Here is a 26,217-nt window from a genome sequence, read left to right as displayed (position 1 = left end):
TTGCGCCACGCGCCGCCGTTAGCGTCCCGAAAAACGCAACGGGGAACCATCATGACCAACGCAATCGAAGCACGGATCGCCGAACTGGGCCTAACCCTGCCTGACGCACCGGCCCCGGCGGCCAACTATGTGCCTTTTGTCCGAACCGGCGACACGCTCTACGTGTCCGGCCAAATCTCGATGAACGCAGACGGGTTCATCACCGGTAAACTGGGTGACACGATAGATGTGGCCCAAGGCGCCGAGGCCGCCAAGACCTGTGCGCTTGGCCTTCTGGCACAAGTCCGTGCAGCCTGCGAGGGCGACCTGACGCGCCTGAAACGGGTGGTGAAGCTCACCGGTTTCGTGAACTCCACGCCCGATTTCACCGACCAGCCCAAGGTGGTCAATGGCGCGTCCGACCTGATGGTCGAAATCCTCGGCGATGCGGGCCGACACGCGCGCTCCGCGGTTTCCGCCGCCGCCCTGCCGCTTGGGGTTGCCGTGGAAATCGAGGGCATATTCGAGATCATATGATGCTGCCCCCGGCATTTCTGGAGCGGCCCATCGCTCACCGCGCGCTGCATGATCTGGAGCGCGGACGTCCCGAAAACGCCCTGTCCTCAGTCCGCGCCGCAATTGAGAACGGCTACGGAATCGAGATCGACCTGCAGCGTTCCCGTGATGGGCTGGCGATGGTCTTTCACGACTACGACCTACGCCGCCTGACCAGGGCGCGGGGACCGATTGCGCTACGCGACAGCGCGGAATTGCGGACGCTTGCCCTGACCGGCAGCACCGAAGGCATTCCGACTTTGACAGACCTGCTGACCCTTGTGGCAGGCCGCGTGCCCCTGCTGATCGAGCTCAAGGATCAGGACGGGACGCTTGGGCCCAATGTCGGCGCGCTGGAACGCGCGACGGCAGAGGCTCTGTCCGGTTACACCGGCCCTGTCGCTGTGATGTCATTCAATCCGCATTCCGTCAGTTTGATGGGCACGCTCGCACCTGACATTCCGCGTGGCCTGACAACCTGTGACTTTCCCAAAGACGACTGGCTTCTGATCCCCGATGCCACGCGCAGGCGGTTGCGCGACATCCCCGATTTCGCCAGCACTGGTGCCAGCTTCATCAGCCATCACGCCAGAAACCTGCACTCGGATGCCGTCACCCGGATCAAACAGGACGGGCATCCCGTCCTGTGCTGGACCATCCGGTCGCCCGAAGAAGAGGCAGAAGCACTGCGCGTGGCGGACAACATCACCTTTGAAGGCTATTTGCCTTGAACCGGCCCGCGAATGCGCCACGTTTGCGCGCATGGGGCAACGTGCGATGAGCGAACAACAGATTGAAATCAGCACATTTGACCGGCTGGCCGAGATTGGTCAGGCCGATTGGGATGCCTGTGCCTGCCCCGAGACTGCGGATGGCGGGCGGCCGCGCGACCCCTTCACCACCTACCGTTTTCTTCATGCGCTTGAGGCCAGCGGATCGGTTGGTCCCGGCAGCGGCTGGCAGCCCAGCTACCTGACCGCATCGCTGGGCGGACAGGTCATTGCCTGCGCACCGCTTTATGCGAAATCGCACAGCCAGGGCGAATATATCTTCGATCACAACTGGGCCCACGCCTATGAGCGCGCGGGCGGGCGGTATTATCCCAAGCTGCAGATTGCCGTGCCGTTCACCCCGGCCACGGGCCGCCGTTTCCTCTGCCGTCCCGGCTTTGAGCAAACGGGCATGTCCGCGCTGGTCCAGGGAGCGGTCCAGATCGCGGCGAACAGCGAGCTGTCGTCTCTGCATGTCACCTTTTGTACCGCAGACGAGGCCGAAGTCGGGTCCGAAATGGGGCTTATGCGGCGGCAAACCCAGCAATTCCATTGGGTGAACCACGGCTACCACGATTTTGACGGCTTCCTTGGCGACCTGTCCTCGCGCAAGCGCAAGACGATCCGCAAGGAACGCGCGCGGGCAAACGCCTTTGGCGGCACGATCCGCAACCTGACCGGGGACGAAATTACGCCCGCCCATTGGGAGGCGTTCTGGATGTTCTATCAGGATACCGGCGCGCGCAAATGGGGCACGCCGTACCTGACGCGGCGGTTCTTTGACATCGCGCATGAGACGCTGCGTGACGACGTGGCGCTTGTGATGGCCGAACGCGAAGGCGTGCCCGTGGCCGGAGCGTTGAATTTCATCGGGCGTGATGTGCTTTTTGGCCGGTATTGGGGATGTATCGAAGATCACCCCTGCCTACATTTTGAAGCATGCTATTATCGCGCCATCGACTTCGCGATAGAGCACGGGCTCAAACGGGTCGAAGCCGGGGCGCAGGGCGAACACAAACTGGCCCGCGGCTATCTTCCGGTGCCCTGCCATTCCCTGCATTGGGTGGCGGATCCGGGTTTTGCCGACGCCATCGCGCGTTATCTAGAGGCCGAGCGCGCGGCGGTTGATGATGATATCGAAATACTCACCAGCTACGGGCCTTTCCGGCGCGACCAACAGGAGGAACAGCAATGACCGAGAAGTTGTCAGATACCGGACGGAAAACCATGCTGGCGCCCTTCGTCGACGCCGGTTGGGAGATAGACGAGACACGCGACGCCATGTCCAAGACATTCGAATTCGAAAACTTTGTCGAGGCCTTTGCCTGGATGACCAGCGTGGCGCTTTATGCGGAAAAGTGGAACCACCATCCGGAATGGTTCAACGTGTACAAGACCGTCAAGATCACCCTGACAACCCATGATGTGGGAGGGTTGTCGTCGCTGGACGTAAAGCTCGCCCGCAAGATGGAGCAACTTGCGGGCTGAGCAGTTCAGATCGCGGCGAGGAGCCCCTCGCCCGCCGTGGCATTGCAAACGCCGTGGCCTTCTTCGAGCTGCACGGTTTTGACGACGCCATCCTCGGCATAGAGCGCATAACGGATCGAACGATCATAGAACCCGACAACTGGCGCGGTAAAATCCGCGCCGATCGCCTTGGTGAACTCCGCCCCCGCATCCGCGAGAAAGGTCAAACCGGCGTTGGAACCGCCCGTCGCCTCGCCCCAGCTGTGCATGACCCAGGGATCGTTGACGGAAAGGCAGATGATCTCATCGACGCCACGCGCGTCAAACTCGGGCTTGGTCCGCATGAAACTTGGCACATGAGCGGTTGAACACAGCCCCGAGAAAGCCCCCGGCACGCCGAAAATCACCACTTTGCGGCCTCTGATCTTGTCGCCCAGCGCCACCTGCTCCGGCCCCTTTTCGCCCATGCGCAGCACCGTTGCATCGGGCAACTTGTCACCAACTGAAATCATTCCCGTTCTTCCCTGTATTGGAATTGCGTTTTCCCAGTAGCGAGATATAGGCTGCGACCGGAAAAGAGCCAGTGAGAAAGTGGCTCGTTGAACGGGGGGGAAACCATGGCGCATTTCATAGTGATAGGCGGCGGCCAGGCGGGGGCATCGCTGGTGGCCAAGCTGCGCAGCACGGGTTTTGACGGCGACATCACGCTGATCGGTGCCGAAGCGGTGCCGCCCTATCAGCGCCCACCGCTGTCCAAAGCGTATCTGCTTGGGGAAATGGAGCAGGAACGGCTCTATCTTCGACCCGAAAGCTTTTATGCGGATCAGAATATCTCTCTGCGTCTTGGCGAAGAGGTGACTGGCATCGACACGTCCGCCAAGACCGTCACAATTGGCGATGACGTGCTGAACTACGATGAACTGGCGCTTTGCACGGGCTCCACCCCCCGGACCCTGCCTGCCGCGATTGGTGGCACGCTCGACGGTGTCTTTGTCGTGCGGACGCTGGCGGATGTGGATGCGATGGCCCCGCAGGTCCGCGAAGGCGCGCGGGCATTGATCGTGGGTGGTGGGTATATCGGGCTTGAGGCCGCCGCCGTTGCCGCCAAAAAGGGCATGCAGGTCACGCTGGTCGAAATGGCCGACCGTATCCTGCAACGTGTGGCGGCCCCGCAGACCTCGGACTATTTCCGCGCCCTGCATAGCAGCCACGGTGTCGATATCCGCGAAGGCGTCGGGCTGGACACCCTGTTGGGTGACGGCAAGGTGACCGGCGCGCGGCTGACCGACGGCAGCGAGCTGGAGGTCGATCTTGTGATCGTGGGCGTGGGCATTGCCCCGGCAACGCAATTGGCCGACGCGGCGGGACTTGAGATCGACAACGGCATCAAGACCGACAGCCACGGGCGTACATCGGCCCCCCATGTCTGGGCCGCAGGTGATTGCGCATCTTTCCCGTTCCACGGGGCGCGCATCCGGCTGGAGAGCGTGCCGAACGCCATCGATCAGGCAGAAGTGGTGGCCCAGAACATGATGGGCGCTGATCTGGACTACGTGGCAACGCCTTGGTTCTGGTCGGATCAGTATGACGTGAAACTGCAGATCGCCGGGCTGAACACCGGCTATGACCATGTGGAAACGCGCGAGGGCGGCGGCGGCTCCGTGTCCTTCTGGTATTTTCAGGGCGACCGGCTGGTCTCGGTCGATGCGATGAACGATCCGCGTGGTTACATGATCGGCAAGCGGCTGATCGAGATGGGCAAATCGCCCACGCGGGAACAGGTTCACGCGTCCGACAAGGACCTGAAGGCCCTGATGCGCGGGTGAGGATCATCGCCGGAACCCATCGCGGCCGCGCGCTGACCCCCGTGGGCAAGGGCGATGCGGGCGCCCATCTGCGGCCCACCACGGACCGGGTGCGGGAAAGCCTGTTTTCAATGCTGGGCGGCGGGCGGTTCGGCAACCCGTTTGATGATACGCGTGTACTGGACCTGTTTGCCGGCACGGGGGCGTTGGGGCTGGAAGCGTTGTCTCGGGGCGCGGCCGAAGTGGCGTTTGTCGATGACGGGCGCAAATCGCAAAAGCTGATCCGCGCCAATATTGCCCTGCTGGGCGAACAGGGGCGGGCCAGACTGATCGCGCGCGATGCAACGCGGCTGCCGGTCAATGAGGGCGCACCCTTTGATCTGGTGTTTCTCGACCCGCCTTATGGCAAGGGTTTGGGCGAAAAAGCGTTGATCACCGCGATGGCGCAGGGCTGGATCGCACCGGATGCATTGATCGTCTGGGAAGAAGCCAGCGCGCAAACCGCGCCTGACGGGTTCGACCTTCTGGAAAGCCGCCGATACGGCGACACGCATATCACCATGCTTGAACCCTCCGCGTGACCCGCGACACGCGCCGCAAAACATGATATGCTGGTCTCATGCAAAGCCACTCCCTCACAGCGGCCTTGTGGCCGCAGGCACAGCAGGCCACGGCGCGGGACAATACGAAAAGACCCACCCCAAAGGGTGGGCCAGTGTTCATCTACGATGCCGTGGCACCCGCACAGGGGAGCACATTGCTCCACCTGCTCTGGCAGCGATGGGACGACCGGTCCGAAGACTGATTACATCTCGCCCCGCGCTTCTTCGACCATGCCTTGCGCATCCCGGACAAGCCCGGCACCATCGAGGCCACGATCAGTCATCTCGGTGATCCATTCCTGGGTCACTTCCGCGCCCAGCTCCTTGATCTTGGCAGTTACTTCTTCGGACAGCTCGGCAATCTCGTTGCCACTGGCCTCCATCGCGGCCAAGCCGTCCTTGTCGCCGGTGTCATGGGCACGACCGGCCCAGGCCGAGGTCTCGTAACCTGAATTGGCGTCAATCACCGCGCGCAGGTCATCCGGCAAACCCTCATACACCTGCTTGTTCATCGCCCAGATGAAATAGAGGTTGTAGAGCGAATGATCGCCCGCCACGTCGGTGTGACTGTCAGCCAACTCGTCCAGCTTGAGAGAGGGCGACATTTCCCAGGTGATCACACCGCCATCCACAACACCGCGCGCCATCGCTTCGGGAAAGGCCGGAACCGGCATACCAATCGGCGTGGCACCCAGCTTGTCCAGGAGCAGCGTTGCGGGACGCGACGGGCCACGCAGTTTCAGACCGTTGAAATCCTCGACGCTTTCAATGGCCGGGCCTTTCTTGTGCACCAGCCCGGGGCCATGCATATGCGCGGCAATCAGGTGCACGTCGCTGAAATCGTCGGCCAGATGCTTCTGCGTGAAGTTCCACGCCGCGCGGCTGGCTTCTTCGGCGCTTTTGGTGACCATGAAGGGCAGTTCCAGCGCCTCGGCCTCGGCAAAGCGGCCGGGCTGATAGCCGGGGATCACCCAGCCGCCGTCAATGGCACCGTCGCGGATCAGGTCATACTGGCTCTGGGCTTTGCCACCAAGCTGCATGAACGGATAGATCTCGACCTTGATGCGTCCACCCGACTCGGCTTCGACCTTTTCGGCCCAGGGTTCGATGAAGTATTTCGGGTTCGCCGAGTTTGGCGATACGAAATGCTGGAAGCGCAGAGTCACCTCTTGCGCCATGCTGGCAGTTGCAGTCAGCCCCAGAAGGGCGGCGAGGGCGGCGGATTTCATCATGTTCATCACGCGGCCTCCTTCTCTGGTCACGGTTCAGATGCGCGGCGACGCTGCGCCGCAGCATGGCTAGTATGTGCGGGGTACAGACACAAGTTGCAAATGGCTCGCAACAATTATTCGGAACGAAATCACCTGCTCAGGCGCTTATGTCCCTGAATTTTTGCACGAAACCGCTATGAGGGGGAATTTTCTTTCCCTTACGTCACCCTCTCCACTATCGGACACGCGATCAAACGCGGTGATAGGGGGTTCCTGCCAGAATCGCCGCAGCGCGATAGAGCTGTTCCGTCAGCATCACCCGCACCAGCATATGCGGCCAGACCATTTTTCCGAAGGACAGCGTCACATCCGCCTCGCGTCTCAGATCGGGGTCGATACCATCTGCCCCGCCAATGACGAATGCCGTATCGCTGCGCCCATCATCGCGGAACCGGGCCAGCATGTTGGCGAAATCCGGCGACGACATCACCTTGCCGCGCTCATCCAGCATCACCCGCACCGCGCCATCAGGCATGGCCTTGCGCAGCAGTGGGGCTTCCCCCGCCATACCGCCGCCCTTCTTGTCCTCGACCTCGTGCAATGACAATGGGCCAAGCCCCAAGGCCCGGCCCGTACGGTCAAATCGTTGGGAGTAGTCGTCAATCAGCGCCTTTTCCGGGCCCGCCCGAAGACGGCCCACGGCGCAAATATGCACTTTCATCAGCCGGGCTCAGGCGCGCGGCGTCGCCAGTTTCGCCGCCTCTTCGGCGGGCAGCCACATTTTCTCCAGCTGATAGAATTCGCGCACTTCCGGGCGGAACACATGGACGATCACATCGCCCGTGTCGATCAGAACCCAATCGCCCGCGTCCTTGCCTTCCATCTTGGACAGACGACCCAGATCGCTTTTCAGCGTATCGGCCAGCTTTTCCGAGATCGCCGCCACCTGGCGCGATGACCGGCCCGAACAGATCACCATGTAATCGCCCATAGCGGTCTTGCCGCGCAGGTCGATCTGCACGATGTCTTCGGCTTTGCTGTCATCGAGGGATTTCAGGATACGCGCGAGAAGCTCTTCGCTCGAAACTTCTGCGGGAATGCCCGTTTGGGGCGTGCCTTGCACGGCCGGATTGGCCGTATCGACAGTAGGTGTCAGGACTCAGTCCTCCTTTCAATCGCGCCGCAGATCCCCGGCGCCGGGATGCTCTTAAAGTAGCAAAGGAGTGGTCTCAGTTCAATGACAGTGCCGCATCACAGATGTTCAAGTCGCAGTGCCGCACAGAATTGCCGCACGCACCGGCACATCAAATCCGTTCTCAGTAGCATATTCGCGGGCCAAAATATCGGCCACGTGTGCACGTATCTGTTCGATGACCTCGAGTGTTTGCGACCGCAAAGTCATCCCCACCCCAACCGTACCTTCCGCGAACAACCGGAAAAGACCGTCGGGCGCATCGAAAGACCAAGTGTCGGTTTCGGTGCAGAACTGCTCGAGCGTGATCCCCGCCCCGGCAAAACCGTCGCGGGCCTGCGCTTCATCGGCAAAGCGGAACAGGTCCGGCTGGCTCGGTGCCGCAGTGAGATCGGCCAATTGCCGCATGGCCCCTATCATCACGCCAAATGCAGGATTGTCCGGCGGCGTGGCCCAGGTCGCCATGCCAAAGCGGCCCCCGGGCTTCAGTACGCGGGTGATCTCGGCCATTGCCTTGTCCTGATCGGGGATATGCATCATCCCGAAATTGCACATCACCGCGTCAAAGCGCCCAGTGTCAAACGGCATATCCTGCGCATCGCCCTCGATGAATTCCGCCCCGGGCGCCACCCGGCGCGCCATTTCCAGCAGCGGGGGCGAAAAATCCAGCCCCGTCACACGATGCCCCGCATCCAGCAATTGTGACGTGAGCGCGCCCTGCCCGCAGCACAGGTCCAGCACATTCATGCTGTCATCAATCGCGCACTGCGCAATAAGCCTGTCTCCGATCTCCTCGGCGGTGCGCCCGAAATAGGTCACATATCCTTGCGCCAACGCTGCATCGGACCACCCATCGCGCTCGCGTTGACCGAATTCCTCAAAAGACATGCGTCAGCCCCCCTGCTCTGCGGACGCGTCACCCGTCCTGTATTTCACCAGTGCGCAACTGGGACCCTTCCAGCATTCTGACTTCGCGCTGCGGGAACGGGATCGAAATCCCATGCTCTTTGAAACTGTCCCAGAGCGCCAGATAGACGTTGCCCCGGATATTGGTCAGACCGCCGGTCGGATCGCTGATCCAGAAGCGCAGGATGTAATCCACCGAACTGTCGCCAAAGCCCACGATGTGACAGACCGGCGTCTTGGGATGGGACAGCACGCGCTCGACCCCGCTGGCCGCCTCGATCGCCAGCTTGCGCACCACATGCGGGTCATCGCCGTAGGCCGTGCCGAAAAAGATATCGAGCCGCACGTAATCCGACGAATGCGACCAGTTCACCACCTGTCCGGTGATCAGGTCTTCGTTGGGAATCAGGTATTCACGCCCGTCGCGGGTGACGACGCTGACATAGCGCGCGCCAAGTGAGTTGATCCAGCCAAAGGTTTCACCAAGGCTGATCACGTCCCCCGGCTTGATCGACTTATCCAGAAGGATGATGATACCCGAAACAAGGTTCGACACCACCTTTTGCAGGCCAAAGCCAAGCCCCACACCAATGGCACCCGAAAGCACCGCCAACCCGGTCAGGTCCACCCCGGCCAGCCGCAGCGCCACCACAAATGCGAAGGTGTAGAGGATCACCTGCAGGATCTTGACCGCCAGCACCTGCATCGAGGGCGAGATATCGTCATTGCGCCGGATCTGCGCGGCCGTGGCGGTGGTGACAAACCGTGCCGCCGTGACCAGCGCAGCCACCATCACAACCGCCTGCACGACCAGCCAGAGAGAAAAGCGGGATTCCCCGATCTCAAACGCCATGGAATCCAGCGCGGCCTGCGCCTCTTCCTTGAGACCCAGAATATGCAGCGTCACCCAAATCCACGCGCCATAGCGCACCATCGATCGCAAAAGCGCATTGCCGATCAACCGGGTCGCAAAGGTCACAAAGAGCCAGGCGGTGGCCAGCGACGCCAATATGCCCAGAAGATAAGAGCGGCTGGGCCAGGTCAGCTCGCGCATCAGGAGCACAACGGCCCAGATCAGCGCGACAAACAGGATCATGCGAATGCGGCGGCGGATGACGACCAGCACCCGCATGCGCCATTTGGGCCAGCCCTCGCGCGCGCGCATCCATTCACTGACACGCGGATGCAGGACTTTGGCCAGCAGATGGGCCGCAACGAAAACAGCCAGCGCGATCAGCACCTGATACGCGTTCCAGGGGCGCAGCAGATTGGCCTGCAACGCCTCGATCTGTGCCCAGAGCAGGGTCACGATATTCTCGAAAGTGGCGGGAGCGCCGATCTGATCGGGTTCAGGTTCCATGTCGGCGGATGCGGGTCATAGCCATGCATACAGGCTTGCACAAGTTTGCCACGGCAAACAAGAGCGTCAGTGCACCTGTGTGGCAGCTTCGATCAACGCGATCACGCCATTTTCAGACGCGCTCGTCAGGGAATCGTGACCATGGGCATAAGACGCATGCACAGAGAGACCGGCCACAATGATCGTGGCGCAGAGAACCATATAGATGGCGTTCAGTTTGCTCTTCATGTCGTTTCGCCCATCAAAAATACCGCCCAACATTGGGCAAGTCACCATTGTTACGCCGCAAGGCGCGTACCAGATCACGATTTGTCCGAAAGATCCGCCAAGGCTTGCGAGAATCTCGCTCAACCTGTAAGGGGCCAGCTATGCAAATGCAGATGGATATTCAAGACCGGGACCGCCTGAACGAGCGGTTTTACGGTGCGACACATACGGTGCTCGCCCGCCTATGAGCGGTCTTTTGCCAATCCGCCCCTGAAAATTCGAATTTCACAAGCCAAGGGAGAGGACCAGCCATGTCCCCCAAAACGCTCTATGACAAGATATGGGATGCCCATGTCGCCCACGAAGCCGAAGACGGCACCAGCCTGCTTTATATCGACCGGCACCTCGTTCACGAAGTGACCAGCCCGCAGGCCTTTGAAGGTCTGCGCATGGCAGGTCGCAAGGTGCGCGCCCCGGAAAAGACCATTGCCGTTCCGGACCATAACGTGCCCACCACCGCGGGCCGCGAGAACCCCGAGCAGATGACCGAGGACAGCCGCATTCAGGTGGCAGCCCTTGACACCAATGCCAAGGAATTCGGCATTCACTACTACCCGGTGTCCGACATCCGCCAGGGCATCGTGCATATCGTCGGCCCCGAACAGGGCTGGACCCTGCCCGGCATGACCGTGGTCTGCGGCGACAGCCACACCGCGACCCATGGCGCGTTCGGCGCGCTGGCCCATGGCATCGGCACCTCCGAGGTGGAACATGTTCTGGCCACGCAGACGCTGATCCAGAAAAAGTCCAAGAACATGAAGGTCGAGATCACCGGAAAACTGAATCCCGGTGTGACCGCCAAGGACATCACGCTGGCCGTGATTGGCGCCACCGGCACCGCGGGCGGTACTGGCTATGTTATCGAATATTGCGGCGAAGCGATCCGCGATCTGTCGATGGAAGGCCGCATGACCGTCTGTAACATGGCGATCGAAGGCGGCGCACGCGCGGGACTTATTGCACCCGACGAGACCACCTTTGAATACGTCAAAGGCCGCCCGCACGCCCCCAAAGGCGCGCAATGGGAAGCGGCGATGGATTGGTGGAAAACGCTCTATACCGATGAGGGCGCGCATTTCGACAAGGTGATCACGCTCAAGGGCGAAGAGATCGAACCGGTCGTGACCTGGGGCACCTCGCCCGAGGATGTTCTGCCGATCTCCGCCAATGTCCCCGCGCCCGAGGATTTCAAAGGCGGCAAGGTGGACGCGGCACGCCGCGCGCTGGACTACATGGGCCTGACCCCCGGTCAGAAGCTCACCGATATCGAGATCGACACCGTGTTCATCGGCTCCTGCACCAATGGCCGGATCGAGGACCTGCGCGCCGCGGCCGCGATCCTCAAGGGCAAGAAGATCAAGGATGGCATGCGCGCCATGGTGGTTCCGGGTTCGGGCCTTGTCCGTGCGCAGGCCGAAGAAGAGGGTCTTGCCGATATCTTCAAGGAAGCCGGGTTTGAGTGGCGCCTTGCAGGCTGTTCCATGTGTCTTGCCATGAACCCCGATCAGCTGTCCGAGGGTGAGCGCTGTGCGTCGACCTCGAACCGCAACTTCGAGGGGCGTCAGGGCTACAAGGGCCGTACCCACCTCGTCTCGCCCGCCATGGCGGCGGCGGCGGCGGTGACCGGCCACCTGACCGATGTGCGCGAGATGATGTAACGGAACAGGTGCGCGGGAACCGCACACCCTACGCCACCCCGTAGGGTGCGCATTCACGGCGCACCGCCCGACAAGGACAAGACCAATGGAAAAATTCACCAAACTCACCGGGATCGCGGCGCCCATGCCGCTGGTCAATATCGACACCGACATGATCATCCCCAAGGTCTTTCTCAAGACCATCAAGCGTTCGGGCCTTGGCGTGAACCTCTTTGACGAGATGCGCTATGACCGTCAGGGCAACGAGATCCCGGATTTCGTGCTGAACAAACCGCAATACCGCGAGACCAAGATCCTGATCGCGGGCGACAATTTCGGCTGCGGCTCGTCGCGCGAACACGCGCCCTGGGCGATTGCCGATTTCGGCATTCGCTGCGTGATATCCACGTCTTTCGCCGACATCTTCTACAACAACTGCTTCAAGAACGGCATCCTGCCCATCGTTCTGCCGCAGGAAGATGTGGACAAGCTGATGGATGACGCAGAACGCGGTGCCAATGCCGTGGTCACCGTGGATCTTGAAAACCAGACGATTCAGGGCCCGGATGGCGGCACGATCAATTTCGATGTTGACCCGTTCAAGAAACACTGCCTGCTCAATGGCCTGGACGACATTGGTCTGACCATGGAAAAGGCCGCCTCGATCGACGCGTTCGAGGCCGAAGCCAGCCAGGCACGTCCCTGGGTCTGATCCCTGACCTGAATTCAGACGATGGCGCGGCAAGGCTGCGCCATCGTTTATTGTAGCAAGCTGCACGACCCCCACAACATATGGTGGGGGCTGATATCATTGACATTTTTCTGCCCCGGCAATGATGCAATCGCGCACCACTTACCCCATGAAATCGCCGCAAAAGTTTCGTTTCCTTTAACGGACGGTTGAGACAGCGACCGAAAAGGGGCAAGAATTGGGCAAGAATGAGGCAGGCCGCGCACCCAAGCGGCGAGACTATGGAACAAGGACGCGGCATCGTATCGCATCCGTCCATTGCGAAGGGAACGGGCAGTGATTTCACGCATCATCAGTGCGGCCATACGCGGCATGCTTGTGGCATGTGTCGTCATGATACCGGCCCTGATGTTGCCCATGATTGATGCTGACGCGGCCCAAGTCTCGGTTCTTGTGGCCATGCTGGCAGCGATGTTCGTGTTTCTTGAATACGTGTCATCCTATCCAAGCTTCACCGAATTCCGGCACGCACCCCCGTTCAACCGTATGCGGTTTGCCATGTTGCTCATGATCGTGCTGAGCATAACTTTTCTGGCCCGTAATACCGTAGCTCCCGGCTTTCTTGGCCATGTGGTCAGCGAAGGCGCATCCACTCTGGGGCGTCTGCTGGACATTCCTTATTCACCGGTCCGCATCTTTGTTCTTGGCATGCCGGCGGATACATCGGTGGCACAACTGGAACTGGCACGTGATGCGGCTGCGCTTTGCTATGCCTTGTCGATCTGTGCGCTGGTGTCCTTTGTCATGTTGGTCCATCTCTATGACTGGCCGTCGCGCAACGGTGCCTTCAATGTCTGGGTGAACCTGCCCCTGTTCGACCCGACGCGGGGCGGAGATGTGTTGCCGCGGTTGCGCCGGGATGGCTATGTCAACATTGCGGCGGGAGTCCTGCTGCCCTACCTCATGCCATTCGCCTTCCGCGTGGCCTCGGGGCTGGTGAACGACTTTTCCCTGCTTGAATCCCAAAGCTTTGTGTGGACCATGGTGGCATGGGCCTTTATCCCCGCCAGCATGATCATGCGCGGCATCGCCATGTGCCGCGTCGCCGAGCTTATCGAGGAAAAGCGGCGGCGCGCCTATGCGCGGGCACAACACGCGGGCTGATCGCGGCGCTGTGCCTGATGGGCGGGATTGCCCAGGCCGACACGCTTCGTATCGCGACCTATCACACTGACCTGAGCCGGGACGGCCCCGGCCTATTGCTGCGGGACTTGCAGCGCGGAGATGACCCACAGATCATCGGTTTCGTCCACATCATGGCAAAGGCATCGCCCGACATCGTGCTGCTGACCGATCTTGATCACGATGCGGGTCACCTGACCCTCGACGCCCTGCGGGCGGCCTTGACGGATGTCGGGCTGGACTATTCCCATGCCTACGCGCCCCCGCAAAACGCCGGGCTGGACAGCAGCGCGGATCTGGATGGCGACAGACGACTGGGCGAGGCCGAGGATTCGCACGGGTTCGGGCGGTTCACCGGTGATGGCGCAATGGCCTTGCTGTCACGCTATCCTCTGAACCTTGAACATGCGCAGGATTTCTCGTCTTTTCTCTGGGCCGACTTGCCCGATGCGTTGATCACGGGTGCGGTTCTTCCGCCCGAACTGCGCGACGTGCAGCGCCTGTCCAGCGCCGCGCATTGGGTGGTGCCGGTCGAGACCCCCGGCGGCCCTATTACGATCCTCGCCTTTCACGCGACCCCGCCGGTTTTTGACGGGCCAGAGGACCGCAACGGGCGGCGCAATCATGACGAAATCCGCTTCTGGCAGCATTACCTCGATGGCGCGATTGGGCCGGTCTTGCCGGGTCCCTACGCGCTGATGGGAACCGCCAATCTTGATCCCGTGGACGGTGAAGGACGGCATGAAGCCATTATGGAGCTGCTCAGCGATCCACGGCTGCAAGACCCCGAACCGCGCCGCGATCACGCCGACCCGCCGCAAGGGCCGGGCCAGTCGGGCGACCCAGCGCTCGACACCGCCAACTGGGACGAGCCCGCGCCCGGGGATCTGCGGGTGGACTATGTGCTTCCTTCCGCAGATCTGACCGTGCGTGACAACGGTATTATCTGGCCGGAGCCTGAGAGCGTTGCTGCACAGGCAAGCCGTCATGGGCTGGTCTGGGTTGATCTTGTCTGGCCAACAGATCGCTGACCCCGGCGCATTGCGACAGCGCTTCGACCAATGGCGTCGGCTGAAAGCCGGTGCACCATGCCCGCCACGCGCTGTCATCCATCCAGTGCGGTCGACTCCAGAGATAGCGCATCTCGATCACACCCTTCAGGATCGGCATGACCGGCCGCGCAAGATGCAATTGCCACCACGCAAACGGCGTGACGCGAATGTCGCGGCCCAAAATCTCGCCAAGGGCCGCGGCCATGTCCCGACCGCTCAGGGTGTAATCCGCCGTTGTGACCTCAAGCTGATGGGGAAGGTCATCCCGCGCCAGAAAGCTTGCCCCCATCCGCGCAACATCGGGCAGAAACGCCCATGCATGTGGCACATCCGGGTCGCCGGGATAGGCGATCCGCCCCTTGGCCAGCGGCTTGGTGATCAAACGGTCGAACCAGTTTCCCGAAGCCTCGGTATCAAGGTAGTCACCGGACCGCAGGATCAGGAGCGGGACGTCAGAAGCGTATAGCTTGGCTTCCATCTCCATGCGGATGCGCCCCAGCGGGTTCGTGGCCTTATGCGGATGATCCGGCCCGAACGCGCCGCCATTGCCTTCGCCAAACACATAAACGTTTGCCGCCTGCACCACCCGCGCGCCGCTGGCGCGTGCGGCGGCAATGATGGCATCGGTCTGTCCCGGCAGGTCGGACTGCCATTTGTGATAGGGCGGGTTCCAGCCGTTGACGATGACATCAACACCCTGAGCCGCCTGCGCAAGCTCATCGCGTGCGCGATCAAACTGGCGAACGGTCCAGCCTTTGTTCCAAAGCTCCGCCGCCATGTGACGCCCGAAACGGCCCGAGCCGCCAAGAATGAGTGCTGTACCAGACATGTTATGCTCTCCTGCAAAATCTCAGGAGACGTTAGGTGCGCATCATATGAATGGATATTGCCAAAATATGACGCTATGATATTCACATATGAATGGATAAATCCCTCACCTCACTTGACTGGACCCTGATCGAGACCTTTGTGACGGTCGCGGATACCGGGTCTTTCTCCGCCGCGGCCCGCGCCCTGCGCTCCAGCCAGCCCACCGTTAGCCGCCAGATCCGGCAGATGGAGGATGCGCTGTCCCTCACCCTGTTTGACCGGCACTCAAAGGGGCTGACCCTGACCTCCGAAGGGGCCGCGCTTCTTGGACCGGCACAGGCCATGCGCGAAGCGGCCCGGCAGATCGAACTGACCGCCGCCGGGCGCGCCAGTGACATGGCCGGGACGGTCCGGATCACCGCCAGCGTGTTCACCGCGCATCACCTGCTCCCCCCGATTATCGCCAAGCTTCGGCGGGAGGTTCCGGAGCTCAAGATCGAGCTGGCTCCCAGCGACGCGAGCGACAACCTGTTGTTCCGCGAGGCCGATATCGCGGTACGCATGTATCGTACCGAACAGCTTGATATCGTAACCCAACATCTGGGCGACGCGCCCTTGGGGGTTTATGCCAGCCGCGCCTATCTCGACCATGTCGGCCATCCCAAAAGCATGGAAGACCTGAGCAAGCTGGATTTCGTGGGCTATGATCGCTCGGAACTGATCATCCGGGGCATGCGACAGGCCGGGTGGGACGTGGACCGTGACTGGTTCTCGACGCGCTGCGACCTGCATTCGGTCTATTTCGAACTGGTGCTTGCGGGGTGCGGCGTTGGCTTTGCACAATGCAATGTGGCCAAACGCTATCCTGACCTTGTGCGACTCTTCCCCGAGATGCCGCTGCCTGGCCTGCCGCTCTGGCTCGCGGCGCATCAGAGCCTGCGAAAATCGCCGCGTATCGCGCTGATCTGGGACCGGCTGCGGGACGGGCTTCTGCCCTTCGTTTCTTGACCATGGGGCAGGGTTTGGCTAGGCGGTGCGCAACGTAGTCACACAAAGGACCAAAGCCCATGAGCACGCCTTCCCTTCTTATCCTGCCCGGTGACGGTATCGGCCCCGAGGTCATGGCCGAAGTGTCCCGCATCATCGACTGGTACGGCGACAAACGTGGGCTGAAGTTTGAGGTGAGCCACGATCTCGTCGGCGGCTCTGCCTATGACAAGCACGGCACGCCGCTGCATGATGACACGATGGCCAAGGCGCAGGAAGTGGACGCCGTCCTTTTGGGTGCCGTGGGCGGGCCGAAATACGACAATCTGGATTTTAGCGTAAAGCCTGAGCGCGGCCTTCTGCGCCTGCGCAAGGAAATGGACCTGTTCGCGAACCTGCGCCCCGCGCAATGCTTTGACGCGCTGGCCGATTTCTCCTCGCTGAAAAAAGACGTGGTCGCCGGGCTCGACATCATGATCGTGCGCGAACTGACCTCCGGCATCTACTTTGGTGAGCCGCGCGGCATCATCAAGGAAGGCAATGAGCGCGTCGGCATCAACACCCAGCGCTATACCGAATCCGAGATTGCCCGCGTCGCGCGGTCTGCCTTTGAACTGGCCCGCAAGCGGAGCAACAAGGTCTGCTCGATGGAGAAGGCCAATGTGATGGAATCCGGCATCCTGTGGCGCGACGTGGTGACCGAAGTGCATCAGGCGGAATATTCCGATGTCGAACTGAGCCACATGTATGCTGACGCAGGTGCCATGCAGCTCTGCCGCTGGCCCAAACAGTTCGATGTGATCGTGACCGACAACCTGTTCGGCGATCTGCTGTCCGACGCCGCCGCCATGCTGACCGGTTCGCTCGGCATGCTGCCCTCCGCCTCTCTGGGCGCGCCGATGGCCAATGGCCGTCCCAAGGCGCTTTACGAGCCGGTGCACGGCTCCGCCCCCGATATCGCAGGACAAGGTAAGGCCAACCCGATCGCCTGTATCCTCAGCTTCGCCATGGCGCTGCGCTACTCCTTCGACCAAGGTGACGAGGCAGACCGGCTTGAAGCTGCCGTGGAACAGGTGCTGGCCGACGGCAAGCGTACCGCAGACCTGCTCGGCGAAGAGGGCGTGACCCCGGTCAGCACGTCCGAGATGGGCGACGCGATCCTTGGCGCGCTGGACGCATCGCTCTGAGACTGTGATCTAAACACGGATTGCCTTTCGGGGATGGGCTAGGCTTGGGCCAGCCCATTTTCGAAAGGTAGTCCATGTTCCGCACCCTGATTATTTGCGCCACCCTTGCCACGCCTGCTATTGCGGATGGCATCCCCACACTTCCCGGCTATTCCAATTTCCGTACCCCCGAGACCACGATTGTCGACCAGCCCATGAGCTACGTGCAGGACTGGGTGATGTCCTTCCCGGAAGAAGGCGGCAATGCGTCCCTCCAGGTGACTGCAGGGTTCTCCGACGATGGGCTTCTGACTGTTGAAGTCACCGAAAACGGGGTGGCGGACGATTCCGTCAGCGCGATCCAGAAACGCTTTGATCTGCGCCGCACCGAGGATTGGCGTTGGGAACTTGTCGCCTATGGCTTCCGCCAGAAATGCGGGCGTAGGGACATGACCGGTTGGCAGGTCGATCCCTGCCCATAAGCGAAATCATTTGACCGGACGCCTTGTCCCCTCATGATGTATGAGGTAGCGCTAACGTGATCTCATTCTCCGGACGCGCCCCATGCAAGGCTCTTTCTTCGCCCTTATCGCCTTTGCGATCTTTGCCACCCATGACGTGGTGATCAAGCATCTGGGCGCCACCTATTCACCATTTCAGATCATCTTTTTCGCGACGCTGATGTCTTTTCCGCTGGTCACCTTCATGCTGATCAAGGACACGGCGCAGGCCAATCTTCGCCCCGTTCATCCCGGCTGGACCATCATTCGCACTACCTGCGCCGTGATCAACGGCATGTGCGCCTTTTATGCGTTTTCGGTACTGCCTCTGGCCCAGACCTACGCGATTCTCTTTGCGTCACCCCTGCTCATCACACTGCTGTCGATCCCGATGCTGGGGGAAAAGGTCGGCTGGCGGCGTGGATTGGCCGTACTCGTCGGTCTGATCGGTGTGATCGTGGTGCTGCGCCCGGGATCGGCGCCGCTGTCATCGGGCCATTTCGCGGCGATGGGGTCAGCGGTGTTCGGGGCCATGGCCTCGATCATCGTGCGCAAAGTCGGGCGGGAAGAACGCTCCGTGGTCTTGCTGCTCTACCCGCTGGCGGCGAATTTCCTGCTGATGGCGGTGCTGATGATCCCGGTCTACGAACCCATGCCCTTGCTCGATATGGGCGGCATCGGACTGATCTCGGTGATGGGTTTTATCGCCGGTATCTTCCTGATCGGAGCCTATAAACGGTCCGAGGCCGCGCTGGTTGCCCCGATGCAATATTCCCAGATCATCTGGGCCACGATCTTTGGCTATTTCATCTTTGGCGAAAGCGTGGATGTGGCCACGGTCATCGGTGCCGGGATCATCATCGCCTCGGGCATCTACATCGTCGCCCGCGAAAGCCATCGCGGCCCGGACTCGCAAACCCCGGTGCTGCGCACCCGCTCCCGCGCCTATCCGACGTCATTCCGGATCTCGCCATTTCTGCGCAACAAAAACACGCCAAACTGACCCTTGCCAAAGGGCAGAAGTTTATATACTCCGCGCGTCACGGTCGGAGTGTAGCTCAGCCTGGTAGAGCACTGTCTTCGGGAGGCAGGGGCCGGAGGTTCGAATCCTCTCACTCCGACCAATAATTTCAATGATTTAGCGTGTGCTGTTCCGGCCTTCAGTCAGGGCCGGTCCGGATTTGATCCGGATTATGCGGCTTTTCGGCGGCGGTTTCGTGAGTCTCTTCGCCTCAGAAACCGAAAAGCCGCTGACTGGGCTGGAACCCCCGTCAACGGCCAAATCGAAAAGTTTGCACGGTATGAATACCAGATCGCGCCCGTGATCGCAATCGCGGGAGGGGCTGATGTCTGAGGTTCTGCCTTTCTGCAAGATCAAGCTGCAATATCTGCTGGAGATGGTCACCGACCACGAGCTGGACGACAACGCCCTGCGCGTGGCCCTCTACCTGGCGCTGGCCCATGCCGACCACGAGACCGGCGAGAGCCGCCCGTCCTTCGAGACTATCGGCGCAGCCATCGGCAAGCACGCCAAGTCAGTCAAACGCGCGCTGAACAAGGTCGAGGCGGCGGGTTACATGACCGTGGAGCGCGGGACCAACAAGGGGAAATCCTCGCGCTACCGCCCGACCGAAGCGGCCCTGAGAATGGCCACCGAGCGCCGCCGGGAGGGGGACAAGGTTGTCCCGCTTAGCCGCGGCAAAGGGGGACAATCCTGTCCGCAAAGCGGGACAGACCTGTCCGGCAAAGGGGGACAGGATCGCCCCCCGAACAGAGATCAAGAACTTAGAAAAGAACAGGGGGCCGCGTCCGCGCCGGATTTGCCCGATGAAGGGCAATCCGGCGGAACGCGCCCGGAGTTGGTTTTTGTCCCAAGGGGCATCTGCTTTGTCCGGGATTGGGATGCACGGCTGGCCCGGGAAGGGATGACCACGCTGGAGCGCAGCCTGCCCCTGTCACCGCATGAGCATCACCTGGGCTATTGGCTTCCAGCACGGACACCGGCCCCGGCGGACAGCGCGGCATGGCAGGCGCAGTTGCGTCTTCTGCGGGATGTCATCCGTCAGGCGCAGGTTGGTGCATGCGCCGCGTCGTCAGCACCCCGCATCACGTCCTTTGCACCACGCCAGATGCATCGCGCTTCACGTCTTCCGCAGGATGTCGCCCCGACCGTGGGGGAGAACCGCCATGCGGTCTGAGGAAACAGCAAGGCGACCCATGTCACACGCTGGCGCTTCTGACACGGGACCTTGCGAGGGGCGGCAAGCCTCCCCTTCGAACCCCGCCGGCGCGGGAAAAGCCCGCGCAAAGGAGCCGCTGACGGAGACCTTCGTCTTCCGGTGCACGGCGGCAGAGAAGGCCCTGCTGCGCGCCAAGGCCGAAGCCGCAGGCCTGCCCGCCGCAACGCTCTTGCGCGAGGCGCTTGGTCTGACCGAAGCGCGCCGACGCAAGCCGGTCCCGCGCGTCGATCCGGCGCTGGTGCTGGCCGTCGGACGCATCGGCGGCAACCTCAACCAGATCGCGCGCTGGCTGAACCGCGCGATGCTGGTGGGCCGCGCCGACCTCGACAGTCTGACCGTCGCGCGCCGCCTTTTGGTGATCGAACGCCAGCTCGCCCAGCTTCTCGAAGAGGCGCGACGGTGCTGATCAAGTTCTTCCCAAACGGCAAGGGCGCGGGCGCGGGGCCGGTCGGCTATCTCGTGGCCGAGCGTGTGCTGGCCTATGACGACAACCGCGACCTGATACGCGATGCCGAGGGCCAGCCCCTCATGGTGACGCGCGATCCCTTGCCCGAGGTGCTGCGAGGTGATCCCAGCCGCACCGAGGCGCTGATCGACGCCAGCCGACACCGATGGACCTACCGCGCAGGCGTGATCAGCTTCGCCGCTCAGGACGCCCCCAGCGAGGCGCAGCAGGCCGAGGTGATGGACGCCTTCGAGCTACTCGCCTTCGCAGGGCTGGACGGCGAGCAATACGACATGCTCTGGGTCCGTCACAGCCACGAGGACCGCATCGAGCTGCACTTCTGCACCCCGCGCCTTGAGCTGACCACCGGGCGCAGCCTCAATATCGCGCCCCCGGGCTACCAGGACGCCTTTGACAGTCTGCGCGACATGATGAACCAGCGCCACGGCTGGGCCGACCCGATGGAGCTGGAACGCGCCCAAGAAGTGCGCGACACCATCGAGGCCCCGACCCGCGCCCAAGGCCGCGACGAGCTGCATGCGTGGATCCTCGATCAGATATCGGTGGGTCTGATCGAGGATCGCGCCAGCATGATCGACGTGCTCACGGACGCAGGCTTCGACCTGCCGCGCGTCGGCAAAGCCTACCTGACCGCACAGGACCCCGAAACCGGCGAACGCTGGCGCCTGAAAGGAGAGATTTTCCATGAAGACTGGCAAGCCGACCCGGCTGAGCGAGAAACTGAACGCGGAGCTGGACACGATACGCCAGGACTACGCCGCCTCGATGGCATCCCAGCTGGAGAGCTTCAGGAGCGATTTGACGGGTATTGCGAACGACGCGCGGCGTATCATCGAGAACGATACGCGCCGCTTCCTGAACGAGAACAGGAGCTTGTTCGAGACGCGGACCGAGCAGATCAGGCGCTGGCTGACGATCTCGCCCTGGCTGATCTCGGGGCTGATCGTAACGGGGATCGCCTCGATGATGGCCGCGAGCTGGTTCTGGACGTCGCTGCTGACGCGCTCGGAGCTGACGGAACTGGGCCTGACGCGGATCGACCAGGGGGAGCAGACCTGGCTGACGCTGGACCCCGCCAGGACCGAGTTGAAGACCTGCACACTGGCCGGGACGCCGGTCATCTGCATCAAGATCGAGGAGAAATGAATGACGACACCCCTGACAGCCTTGGAGCGCGACTTGCTCGCCTGCGTCGAACGGTTGGTGACGGCCTGCGAAACCTCAGCGCAGGAATTGAGCGGTTTGGAAGCGCGCTCGACGAAGAGGCTGCAAGCCCAGTTGGATGGTATCGCGGGCTGCGCGACGTTGCTCATACGCTCGCAGATCGCGTCAATGCAGGCGTTGCGTGGCTTGCTGAGCGAAGAGGCCACCTACAACGCGCTGGACGCGAAGTTGAACGAGAGCTTGAGCTTAGCGAGGCACGCCGAAGAGTGGCTGAGACAGAGCTAGAGGCGCGGGATCGGGACATGGACCGGGGGCTGACGCATTGAGTTTGGTGCCAAGCCGTGGGTTGGCAAATGGGGACCGTTTGCCAAACTACGGTATAGCAAGCGCGCCTCCCCCGACACGAGCTTTTGGAAGTTCAGGCCGCACCAGCACTATTCAGTGAGTCGCCTGCCGGATTGTCCGCGTAGAGGAGGTGCTTGGCATCTTCACGGATTTCCAGCGTCGTACCGTCAATGACGCCAACGGCAAGACCAGCGTTGACCCTGCGCGCGGGCTTGCCAGCACTCAGCCATCTAGCAGCCTTCTCGACGGAGAAACGCCCCTTGCGGGTTCCTGCGCCCTTACCTTGCGCAGCTTCCATGATGACGACGGCAACCTCTTCCATGCGGAAAAGGCCGCCTTGGCTGGGCAACGGCATTTTACGCTTCTGGAGCGACTGGCGTGTCACGTCGAGCCGCTTTGCGACATCAGCAAGGCTGACAAGGTCCGGGCGCACTTCGCGCAATACAGAGCCAGCGGGAAGCTGTTTCTGGATCGCGCGTGCAGCGTCTAGAATGGCGTCTTCGGCATTATCGCTGGCTGCTTCCAGTGCGATCCCGATCATACTAGGGACTCCAGTGCCAACGATGGCGTCCTCGAACCCGGCCTCGAAGACAGCGTCCATCAGATCGAATGCGTCGTGATCGCCTTCGGGAAGAGCGAAGACCAGTTCGAATTCGATTTCTGCCATCTCATTCATCCTCTTGAGCGCCATCATCGGCATTGTCGAGCTTCGTACAGCCTAGCGCTCGGTTCCTCAGTTGCCGGGCAAACCGGCTCGGATTTTGGGGCGTCGACCAGACCCCCATCTGACAAAACTCACCGCACCGGCAGTCCGGATCGTTGTTCGGGCACCTGATCAGGCCCCAGGCATGCCCGCGCCCGGAACGCAGAGTGACCGTCCACCCCAAGGCTTCCAGCTCACGCAAGACCGCCTCGATCTCCTTGGACTTGTGCGGCTTTCGGGACATGATATAGGCTTTCTGAATTAAGTTGTCAATCGACAACCTTATGGGGCGGCGTTCGATCCAGATGTTTCAAGCATATTGACAGGGCAACAACAACGGCCCGGTGCGCCATTGTCTAATCCGGCTCAACCTGAAGTTCGCCGAGTTCCATTCCAAGCTCATCTGACTTGAGCCAAATTGCCACCTTCTCTGCCGTTTGCGTCAATGCGTCAGGGTTCCGGACAGCGCATTCCCAAACGGTCGCAACTCGCCACCCCTTGCTGGTCAACTTCTCGTGGACGGCAGCGTCTCTGGATACGTTTGCGGCAAATTTCTTGTTCCAGAAGTCCGCGCGGGTCTTGGGAACGGTTGCATATCGACAACCGGCATGACGGTGCCAGAAGCACCCATGAACGAACACGACCGCGCGATACCTTGGAAACACGATGTCAGGCCTTCCGGGGACATCCCTCACATGCAACCGGAATCGAAATCCTCGCGCGTGAAGAGCCCTTCTGAGAGCAAGCTCGGGCTTTGTATCCTCGCCGCGAATGTTGCTCATCATCCGTGAGCGGGTTCTGGCATCAACGATGTCTACCATTCCTACTCCTTGCCATGAGTCCGAAAACCTGGAAAGAGGAGATCGAGGAGTAATGCAGTGTCAAAACCCGTTCAGATAATTGATCTATTTTCCGGCCCGGGCGGCCTTGGCGAGGGATTTTCATCGTGCATGCACGCGGATGGTTCTCGTGCCTACGAGATTTCTGTCTCGATTGAGAAGGATAGTGCTGCGCACAAGACACTCCGACTTCGCGCGTTCTTGCGCCAGTTCAGCGAGTTGCCACCCGAGTATTATTCATGGATTTCCGGGAAGCACGACTGCCCGGATTGGAAGAATCTCTATCCGCGTGAATGGAATGCCGCCGAGAATGAGACCGTTTGCGCAGAGCTCGGGAAGCCAGAAACCGCCGCGCTCCTGTCGGAGAGGATTACCGAAACAAAAAGAACGGCGGGCAATCGAACGCTGTTGATCGGTGGCCCGCCTTGCCAAGCTTACTCCCTTGCCGGGCGCTCACGTAACGCAGGCATTGAGGACTACAGACCGAAAGACGATGAGCGCAACTTCCTCTACCGCGAATATTGTCGTGTCTTGAATGAGTTGAGTCCCGCTGTTTTCGTAATGGAGAACGTCAAGGGCATGCTCTCTTCGTCTGTCGAGGGGTTGGCGATCTTCGAACAGGTCTTGTCTGATCTCCAACATGCTGGTCCCGGCTACAGACTCGTGTCCTTGACGGCCAACATCCAGCCGGGCGATCATCCCGAACCGAAGGATTTCGTCATTCGCGCAGAACACCACGGAGTGCCGCAGGCACGCCACAGGGTGATCATCGTTGGCATCAGATCGGATATTGACGCGGTCTCCGCGCCCAGACTTCATCGGCGGAGCACGATGGTCCAGGTCAAGGACATGTTGACCGGATTGCCGCGGCTGAGAAGCGGATTGAGCAGACGCGACGACGAACATGCCTGGTATGACGCTGTTGTAGATGCGATCGAAGCCGTTGGTCAGATCACTCGGGAATACCCAGGTGAGAACTTTCGCAGTTTTCGAGATGAGTTGGATCGTGTCGAGGAGCGATTGCTGGCAACGTCGCAGATGGGCCGAACGAACCACGCGCGAAAACCCCTATCAATGAAACTGCAGCCCGAGCTTGCCGCGTTCCTCGACGACCCGAACCTGATCGGAGTTTCGGGTCATCAAACTCGAGGTCATATGCCATCCGATCTTGCCCGCTACCTCTATGCCGCCTGTTTCGCGAAGGCCGAGGGTCAGAGCCCGCGCGCGCACCAGTTTCCAGACATCCTGGCGCCAAACCACAGGAACTGGAAAACGGGCAAGTTCAACGACAGGTTCCGTGTGCAGGTCGGTAATGCTCCGGCTTCGACGGTAACGAGCCACATCTCGAAGGACGGGCACTACTTCATTCATCCCGACCCGACGCAGTGCCGCAGCCTGACGGTGCGCGAGGCCGCACGGCTGCAAACCTTCCCAGACAACTACCACTTCATGGGCAATCGCACTGAGCAGTTCGTGCAGGTTGGCAATGCAGTGCCGCCGTTTCTTGCGCGGCAGATTGCGGAGGCTCTGTTACCCGTCTTTTCTGATCTGGTTTGACCAAGCGAGAGGCACTTAGCCTCAAAGAGGCATTTCGATGCGTGGTTGCCCGAACAAACTATCGAAAAAAACCGCTGTCTGGGTTGCGTGTTTCCTCTAAGACACCAAAAACACCGGATATCAAATCGTCGTTTCGCGAGTAAAATCTTACAGTCACGCCACCTTCTTTGAACATCTCCAAGGCGACCTCAAAGTGTCTGCCGAACTTCTTGTCCTTCAAATCTGGCGCAAAGGTCCGAAGCTCGCCAACCCCAGATTGGATAATTGCCCTAGCGCAATCAGCACAGGGAAAGCTGTTGCAATACATCCGGCAGTTCGACGTGGACACGCCAGCACGGAGCATGTTGAACAGCGCATTTCGCTCGGCGTGTTCGAACCACAGGTACTTTTCGCCGTTGTCGCGTGAATGGCGCTCCGAGTGTTCTGCATTCACACCTCTCGGCAAGCCATTGTAGCCGGTCGATCTGACCTCGTTGGCATCGCCGACGACAACACAACCGACCCGTCTGCTGCGATCCTCACTCCACGACGCGACGAGGTCTGCCATTGCAAAGAACCGGGCATCCCATCTATCACAGTTGAAAATTTCCATGCTTCGGCGTCCCTTTGGAGTGCAATACGTGCTTATCACAGGCAACCAGATAACTGAGCTACTCCCCAGTGTTTGGACAGTGTTCAGCGTAAATTAAGCTACTCTTTGCTCCTGCTGACCTGATTGGGTTTCGTCTTTTCTTAGCCAGTAGACCACGGCTGGGGGTTTGCCG

Annotated in this window: 30 protein-coding genes and 1 tRNA gene; 19 read left to right on the top strand and 12 right to left on the bottom strand. The window is 60.9% G+C overall.

The window, feature by feature from the left end; genetic code table 11:
• Positions 1-51 precede the first annotated feature (51 nt).
• The 4 genes from PGB28_RS07470 to PGB28_RS07455 are packed head-to-tail and all read left to right on the top strand — an operon-like array spanning position 52 to position 2,792.
• A complete protein-coding gene (locus PGB28_RS07470) occupies positions 52-516 on the top strand; it encodes a RidA family protein (protein ID WP_271420882.1) in 465 nt (154 codons plus the stop codon).
• A complete protein-coding gene (locus PGB28_RS07465) occupies positions 513-1,265 on the top strand; it encodes a glycerophosphodiester phosphodiesterase family protein (protein ID WP_271420881.1) in 753 nt (250 codons plus the stop codon). The genes PGB28_RS07470 and PGB28_RS07465 overlap by 4 nt, the downstream gene beginning before the upstream one ends.
• 46 nt (positions 1,266-1,311) lie before the next feature.
• Positions 1,312-2,499, top strand: coding sequence for a GNAT family N-acetyltransferase (locus tag PGB28_RS07460; protein WP_271421174.1), 1,188 nt, complete (start codon positions 1,312-1,314; stop codon positions 2,497-2,499).
• Positions 2,496-2,792 (top strand): 4a-hydroxytetrahydrobiopterin dehydratase, encoded by a 297-nt coding sequence (locus PGB28_RS07455; protein ID WP_271420880.1) that lies wholly within the window; start codon positions 2,496-2,498, stop codon positions 2,790-2,792. Before PGB28_RS07460 ends, PGB28_RS07455 begins: the two co-directional genes overlap by 4 nt.
• A gap of 5 nt (positions 2,793-2,797) precedes the next feature.
• On the opposite strand, the gene PGB28_RS07450 is transcribed toward PGB28_RS07455, so the two are convergent.
• The gene (locus tag PGB28_RS07450) at positions 2,798-3,283 is read right to left on the bottom strand and encodes a peroxiredoxin (protein ID WP_271420879.1); all 486 of its coding nucleotides are present in this window, start codon (positions 3,281-3,283) and stop codon (positions 2,798-2,800) included.
• A gap of 105 nt (positions 3,284-3,388) precedes the next feature.
• Here PGB28_RS07450 and PGB28_RS07445 point away from each other — a divergent pair, with 105 nt between their 5' ends.
• Together PGB28_RS07445 and rsmD are read left to right on the top strand one after the other, a co-directional pair.
• Positions 3,389-4,597, top strand: coding sequence for an NAD(P)/FAD-dependent oxidoreductase (locus tag PGB28_RS07445; RefSeq protein WP_271420878.1), 1,209 nt, complete (start codon positions 3,389-3,391; stop codon positions 4,595-4,597).
• On the top strand, positions 4,594-5,157 hold the full coding sequence (gene rsmD / locus PGB28_RS07440) for a 16S rRNA (guanine(966)-N(2))-methyltransferase RsmD (protein ID WP_271420877.1): 564 nt from the start codon (positions 4,594-4,596) through the stop codon (positions 5,155-5,157). Before PGB28_RS07445 ends, rsmD begins: the two co-directional genes overlap by 4 nt.
• A 224-nt stretch (positions 5,158-5,381) precedes the next feature.
• Here the strand turns inward: rsmD and PGB28_RS07435 are convergent, their stop codons facing one another.
• From PGB28_RS07435 to PGB28_RS07410, 6 genes are all read right to left on the bottom strand, one after another.
• Positions 5,382-6,416 (bottom strand): TRAP transporter substrate-binding protein, encoded by a 1,035-nt coding sequence (locus PGB28_RS07435; RefSeq protein WP_271420876.1) that lies wholly within the window; start codon positions 6,414-6,416, stop codon positions 5,382-5,384.
• A 223-nt stretch (positions 6,417-6,639) separates the two neighbouring features.
• Entirely contained in the window at positions 6,640-7,110 is a 471-nt protein-coding gene (rlmH, locus tag PGB28_RS07430) for a 23S rRNA (pseudouridine(1915)-N(3))-methyltransferase RlmH (protein WP_271420875.1), read from the bottom strand.
• A 9-nt stretch (positions 7,111-7,119) separates the two neighbouring features.
• Positions 7,120-7,512 (bottom strand): ribosome silencing factor, encoded by a 393-nt coding sequence (gene rsfS / locus PGB28_RS07425; RefSeq protein ID WP_271420874.1) that lies wholly within the window; start codon positions 7,510-7,512, stop codon positions 7,120-7,122.
• A 138-nt stretch (positions 7,513-7,650) separates the two neighbouring features.
• The gene (locus PGB28_RS07420) at positions 7,651-8,469 is read right to left on the bottom strand and encodes a class I SAM-dependent methyltransferase (protein ID WP_271420873.1); all 819 of its coding nucleotides are present in this window, start codon (positions 8,467-8,469) and stop codon (positions 7,651-7,653) included.
• A gap of 28 nt (positions 8,470-8,497) precedes the next feature.
• Positions 8,498-9,847 carry a mechanosensitive ion channel family protein gene (locus PGB28_RS07415; RefSeq protein WP_271420872.1) on the bottom strand — a complete coding sequence of 450 codons (1,350 nt, stop codon included), beginning with the start codon at positions 9,845-9,847 and terminating at the stop codon, positions 8,498-8,500.
• A gap of 66 nt (positions 9,848-9,913) precedes the next feature.
• A complete protein-coding gene (locus PGB28_RS07410) occupies positions 9,914-10,198 on the bottom strand; it encodes a hypothetical protein (protein ID WP_271420871.1) in 285 nt (94 codons plus the stop codon).
• 167 nt (positions 10,199-10,365) lie between these two features.
• Between PGB28_RS07410 and leuC the strand changes: the two genes are divergently transcribed.
• The 4 genes from leuC to PGB28_RS07390 all read left to right on the top strand — a co-directional run bounded on the left by leuC (position 10,366) and on the right by PGB28_RS07390 (position 14,655).
• Positions 10,366-11,772, top strand: a complete 1,407-nt coding sequence (gene leuC / locus PGB28_RS07405; RefSeq protein WP_271420870.1) for a 3-isopropylmalate dehydratase large subunit — start codon at positions 10,366-10,368, stop codon at positions 11,770-11,772.
• Positions 11,773-11,857: 85 nt separating this feature from the next.
• The gene (gene leuD / locus PGB28_RS07400) at positions 11,858-12,463 is read left to right on the top strand and encodes a 3-isopropylmalate dehydratase small subunit (protein ID WP_271420869.1); all 606 of its coding nucleotides are present in this window, start codon (positions 11,858-11,860) and stop codon (positions 12,461-12,463) included.
• 396 nt (positions 12,464-12,859) lie between these two features.
• Positions 12,860-13,606, top strand: a complete 747-nt coding sequence (locus PGB28_RS07395) for a hypothetical protein (protein WP_271420868.1) — start codon at positions 12,860-12,862, stop codon at positions 13,604-13,606.
• Positions 13,492-14,655 carry an endonuclease/exonuclease/phosphatase family protein gene (locus tag PGB28_RS07390; protein WP_271420867.1) on the top strand — a complete coding sequence of 388 codons (1,164 nt, stop codon included), beginning with the start codon at positions 13,492-13,494 and terminating at the stop codon, positions 14,653-14,655. Before PGB28_RS07395 ends, PGB28_RS07390 begins: the two co-directional genes overlap by 115 nt.
• Here PGB28_RS07390 and PGB28_RS07385 read toward each other — a convergent pair.
• Positions 14,567-15,505: a Rossmann-fold NAD(P)-binding domain-containing protein gene (locus PGB28_RS07385; RefSeq protein ID WP_271420866.1), complete on the bottom strand. Its 939-nt coding sequence runs from the start codon at positions 15,503-15,505 to the stop codon at positions 14,567-14,569. The two genes, PGB28_RS07390 and PGB28_RS07385, sit on opposite strands and share 89 nt — an antisense overlap.
• Before the next feature lie 92 nt (positions 15,506-15,597).
• Between PGB28_RS07385 and PGB28_RS07380 the strand changes: the two genes are divergently transcribed.
• The 8 genes from PGB28_RS07380 (at position 15,598) to PGB28_RS07345 (ending at position 22,335) form a co-directional block, all read left to right on the top strand.
• Positions 15,598-16,494, top strand: coding sequence for a LysR family transcriptional regulator (locus PGB28_RS07380; RefSeq protein WP_271420865.1), 897 nt, complete (start codon positions 15,598-15,600; stop codon positions 16,492-16,494).
• A 59-nt stretch (positions 16,495-16,553) separates the two neighbouring features.
• Complete coding sequence (gene leuB, locus PGB28_RS07375) at positions 16,554-17,660, top strand: 3-isopropylmalate dehydrogenase (RefSeq protein ID WP_271420864.1); 1,107 nt, start codon at positions 16,554-16,556, stop codon at positions 17,658-17,660.
• A 74-nt stretch (positions 17,661-17,734) separates the two neighbouring features.
• Positions 17,735-18,121, top strand: a complete 387-nt coding sequence (locus tag PGB28_RS07370; protein WP_271420863.1) for a hypothetical protein — start codon at positions 17,735-17,737, stop codon at positions 18,119-18,121.
• 82 nt (positions 18,122-18,203) lie between these two features.
• Positions 18,204-19,142, top strand: a complete 939-nt coding sequence (locus PGB28_RS07365; RefSeq protein WP_271420862.1) for a DMT family transporter — start codon at positions 18,204-18,206, stop codon at positions 19,140-19,142.
• A gap of 44 nt (positions 19,143-19,186) precedes the next feature.
• Positions 19,187-19,263 (top strand) — tRNA-Pro (locus tag PGB28_RS07360).
• A gap of 222 nt (positions 19,264-19,485) precedes the next feature.
• Positions 19,486-20,337, top strand: coding sequence for a helix-turn-helix domain-containing protein (locus tag PGB28_RS07355; protein WP_271420861.1), 852 nt, complete (start codon positions 19,486-19,488; stop codon positions 20,335-20,337).
• Positions 20,338-20,356: 19 nt separating this feature from the next.
• Positions 20,357-20,785, top strand: a complete 429-nt coding sequence (locus PGB28_RS07350; RefSeq protein ID WP_271420860.1) for a plasmid mobilization protein — start codon at positions 20,357-20,359, stop codon at positions 20,783-20,785.
• Positions 20,779-22,335, top strand: a complete 1,557-nt coding sequence (locus PGB28_RS07345) for a relaxase family protein (protein WP_271420859.1) — start codon at positions 20,779-20,781, stop codon at positions 22,333-22,335. Before PGB28_RS07350 ends, PGB28_RS07345 begins: the two co-directional genes overlap by 7 nt.
• Positions 22,336-22,427: 92 nt before the next feature.
• Here PGB28_RS07345 and PGB28_RS07340 read toward each other — a convergent pair whose 3' ends face one another.
• From PGB28_RS07340 to PGB28_RS07330, 3 genes are all read right to left on the bottom strand, one after another.
• Positions 22,428-23,021: a hypothetical protein gene (locus PGB28_RS07340; RefSeq protein WP_271420858.1), complete on the bottom strand. Its 594-nt coding sequence runs from the start codon at positions 23,019-23,021 to the stop codon at positions 22,428-22,430.
• Between the two features lies 1 nt (position 23,022).
• The gene (locus tag PGB28_RS07335) at positions 23,023-23,337 is read right to left on the bottom strand and encodes a hypothetical protein (protein ID WP_271420857.1); all 315 of its coding nucleotides are present in this window, start codon (positions 23,335-23,337) and stop codon (positions 23,023-23,025) included.
• Positions 23,338-23,413: 76 nt separating this feature from the next.
• Positions 23,414-23,878 carry a very short patch repair endonuclease gene (locus PGB28_RS07330; protein WP_271420856.1) on the bottom strand — a complete coding sequence of 155 codons (465 nt, stop codon included), beginning with the start codon at positions 23,876-23,878 and terminating at the stop codon, positions 23,414-23,416.
• 57 nt (positions 23,879-23,935) lie between these two features.
• On the opposite strand from PGB28_RS07330, the gene PGB28_RS07325 reads away from it, so the two are divergent.
• Positions 23,936-25,453, top strand: a complete 1,518-nt coding sequence (locus PGB28_RS07325; protein ID WP_271420855.1) for a DNA cytosine methyltransferase — start codon at positions 23,936-23,938, stop codon at positions 25,451-25,453.
• Positions 25,454-25,511: 58 nt separating this feature from the next.
• Here PGB28_RS07325 and PGB28_RS07320 read toward each other — a convergent pair whose 3' ends face one another.
• Complete coding sequence (locus PGB28_RS07320) at positions 25,512-26,045, bottom strand: deoxycytidylate deaminase (protein WP_271420854.1); 534 nt, start codon at positions 26,043-26,045, stop codon at positions 25,512-25,514.
• Between the last annotated feature and the right edge of the window lie 172 nt (positions 26,046-26,217).

Source organism: Primorskyibacter aestuariivivens (assembly GCF_028023675.1).
GTDB lineage: Bacteria > Pseudomonadota > Alphaproteobacteria > Rhodobacterales > Rhodobacteraceae > Marinovum > Marinovum aestuariivivens.
The sequence above is the reverse complement of the archived record's forward strand: the minus strand, read 5'-3'. Positions and strand labels throughout refer to the sequence as shown.